Source organism: Paraburkholderia sp. (assembly GCF_026225065.1).
Lineage (GTDB): Bacteria > Pseudomonadota > Gammaproteobacteria > Burkholderiales > Burkholderiaceae > Paraburkholderia.
On the sequence record NZ_JAMFSB010000157.1, the window covers coordinates 1 to 2,573 of the forward strand.

At 61.3% G+C, this 2,573-nt stretch carries 5 protein-coding genes; 3 read left to right on the forward strand and 2 right to left on the reverse strand.

The genetic code is table 11. The features are described 5' to 3' along the window. The 3 genes from M0954_RS12145 to M0954_RS12155 form a co-directional block, all read left to right on the forward strand. The coding region (locus M0954_RS12145; protein ID WP_297353428.1) for a PilW family protein at window positions 1-623 on the forward strand (623 nt) is incomplete at its 5' end. Further along, entirely contained in the window at window positions 620-1,171 is a 552-nt protein-coding gene (locus M0954_RS12150; protein ID WP_297353430.1) for a hypothetical protein, read from the forward strand. The genes M0954_RS12145 and M0954_RS12150, both read left to right, overlap by 4 nt. Further along, window positions 1,168-1,605 carry a type IV pilin protein gene (locus M0954_RS12155; RefSeq protein ID WP_297353432.1) on the forward strand — a complete coding sequence of 146 codons (438 nt, stop codon included), beginning with the start codon at window positions 1,168-1,170 and terminating at the stop codon, window positions 1,603-1,605. The genes M0954_RS12150 and M0954_RS12155 overlap by 4 nt, the downstream gene beginning before the upstream one ends. Window positions 1,606-1,671: 66 nt before the next feature. Here M0954_RS12155 and M0954_RS12160 read toward each other — a convergent pair whose 3' ends face one another. Together M0954_RS12160 and M0954_RS12165 are read right to left on the reverse strand one after the other, a co-directional pair. Continuing rightward, window positions 1,672-2,175: a DUF3318 domain-containing protein gene (locus M0954_RS12160; protein ID WP_297353434.1), complete on the reverse strand. Its 504-nt coding sequence runs from the start codon at window positions 2,173-2,175 to the stop codon at window positions 1,672-1,674. Window positions 2,176-2,262: 87 nt separating this feature from the next. Continuing rightward, window positions 2,263-2,573: phage holin family protein (locus M0954_RS12165; RefSeq protein ID WP_297353436.1), on the reverse strand; the 311-nt coding region annotated here is incomplete at its 5' end.

Genomic DNA, 2,573 nt, shown 5'->3' on the forward strand with positions numbered 1-2,573 from the left:
AGCAAGTGCAGATGGCGGGTTTCGTCCCGGCTGGCGCCGGCCATGCAGATGAGAGCCCGCCGCTGTTCGGATGCTCCTCAGGCCGTCCGACCGGTAGCGACGCCGCACCCGTGTGCGAAACACTCGCGAGCCGGTCCGACGGCATAGTTGTCCGCTATGCCGCCGATACTATCTCGACGTGGCCGTCGTCGTCCGGCTTGCCGACAGACTGTCTTGGGCAGATATCGGCGGGTGAGTGGATCGTCAACCGCTATTACGCGAAGGCGAGTTCGTCCACGGTCGAGCCCGAGCTGTATTGCGAAGGAAGCGGCAAGCCCGGTACTGGGCAGCCGCTGGTCGAGGGAATTGAACGGCTCAGGTTCAGCTACTGGCTGAAAGATGCATCGTTCTCCGTTGAAGCAGCGGCTATCTCTCAGGACCGCTGGCCGCTGGTCGTCGCCGTGGACGTGTGTTTGCTCGTGCGAGGAGACAGTCCGAGCGCGACGGCTCGCCCGCGTTATGCCGATTGCGACGGTGCGTCGGCCGTGTCCGCGGACGGTCGCATCCGGCAAGTTTTCCGGCGCCGCATCGCACTGCGCAATGCAGCTAATTCATCGAACACTCCGGCAGCGGGATCGTCATGAACAAACGTATCCGCTTAGGTATCTGCTTAGGTAGACGCTCACGCGGCATTGCGTTGCCGATCGTCCTGCTGATGACGTCGATGCTGCTGGTCACCGCCGCCGCATGGCTTGAGGCAGCGCTCGTCGGCGCGCGGGCAACAACTAATCTGGGTGAGCGCGTGCAGGCGTTTCACAGCGCGGACAGCGCGTTGATCCGCTGTGCCAGCATCGCGCTTGACTCGCTGCCCGAGCTGAAAATCCTCACCGGTCCGCTTGCCGCTGAACCGAATAAATGGCGGCTGAAAGCTTCGTTCGAAGGTGCGTCGGCGAGTGCTGTGATGCCTTTTGCGTCGTGGCCATACGCGATACGACCGCCCCAATGCCTGATCGAAGCATGGCCGGCACGGACGAACGAACAAGCCGGCGCTGTTTTGATCACCGCCCGCGGCTTCGGCCGGATGGCGGGCAACGAGTCGTGGTTGCAGCAGGAGATTGAAATGGGCGAAAACGGCGTCGTGCGGCACTGGCGACGCATTGTTGCAAAGCCGTTTCAAGAGGGTTCGCCATGACTACGACAGACAAGTTCGACGAGGGCTTCACGCTGCTCGAACTCATGATCACACTCGGCGTGGCGGCGATCATCGCGACATTCGCCATGCCGGTTTATCGCGAGCAGGTGGCAAGAGGGCATCGGCTGGATGCGGTGACCGCGCTTTATCGCGCCGCTCAATACGTGGAGAGCGCACGAACGGTGTCGAGCAATGACTCGGCTGCCAAGCTGCCCCTTGGCTTCGATCAAGCGCCTGCGCTGGGCACGGCGGTGTACGCGTTGCGTATGCTCGGCGAGTCGGAGCAGAACGGCGGCTATTCGATTGAAGCACTGCCGCTCGACGCGCACGACATGTGCGGAATCTATTCGCTGGACGCGACGGGCGTCAGGTCAAATCGGTCGGTTGAAAAACTCACGCCGCCCAAAGTGGCGGCGTGCTGGAGCGGCAAATGAGTAAATTGAAGAAATGAGTAAATTAAAGAAACGCATCCTACAGTCCGGATGTCCCGCCCTGCCGTGTCAGGCGTCCGGTTCGACGGCAACGTCGGGCGATGAGGACTTGTTGGGACTCGACTTGATCTGTTGCCACACGCGATACGCTTCCCACCCGACCAGGCCCAGACCGCCCCACTTGAGTATCGGTTTCGCGCTCGCCAGCAGCCGCGAGCGCACGGGTTTCGTGAGCACCAGGGAAGCAAGAGAACTCACAACAGGATATTGCTTGAGCAACAGCCCCAAGCCACCGCCGCCACTGAAAAGGCCGCTCAGTCCGCCAAGCCGGCTCATGAACCCGCTGCCTGCCGCTCCCCGGCCGCGTTTGCGGCGTCCCGGCATCAGCAGATTAAGGACGCTGAAATGCGAGAATTTGTAACGCAGATCGGCGCTGGCCTGTGCGAGTTCCATGCGCTCGACATCCGCCCGCGCAATCAGCAGTTCCTTACGCAATGCGCGCATGTGGGGTGTGCTCAGCTTGTGCGCGGTCGCTCGCTTCTGAGCTTTGAAGGTGTCGTCGTTGTGACTCATGGCGTGGCGGGCTCTTGGAAAGTCATCGATAAATACTGTTTTGTCGTACTGCCCGGGCGTCGCCATGAGGTGAGCCCGCGGCGCACCTCAGTTAAACAGGTCACGGTCCTTCTTGAACTCGGCGATCGTGCTGTCGAACACGTTAGGCGCATTGATCAGGCCGGCGCGTGCGCGAATGGCGCAAAACACGGCAACCAACGCGTACGCAACGGTGATCCCAGCAAGCGATTGCCACCGGTACGTGTCCCAGAACGCGATCGCGACCAGCACTGTGAGCGTAATGAGCGCCATCATGGTGAGCATCATGGCGGCAAGACCGAGGAAGAGCACGCCAATCAGCCGCTCCTTTTCCTCAGCGAGATCGATGCCGATCAGTTCGAGGCGCGTTTCGAAAATGG

Excerpts from the sequence above, each read along its gene's own strand:
- M0954_RS12150 (WP_297353430.1), top strand. The coding sequence starts at position 620 with ATGAACAAACGTATCCGCTTAGGTATCTGCTTAGGTAGACGCTCACGC.
- M0954_RS12155 (WP_297353432.1), top strand. The coding sequence starts at position 1,168 with ATGACTACGACAGACAAGTTCGACGAGGGCTTCACGCTGCTCGAACTC.
- M0954_RS12160 (WP_297353434.1), bottom strand. The coding sequence starts at position 2,175 with ATGAGTCACAACGACGACACCTTCAAAGCTCAGAAGCGAGCGACCGCG.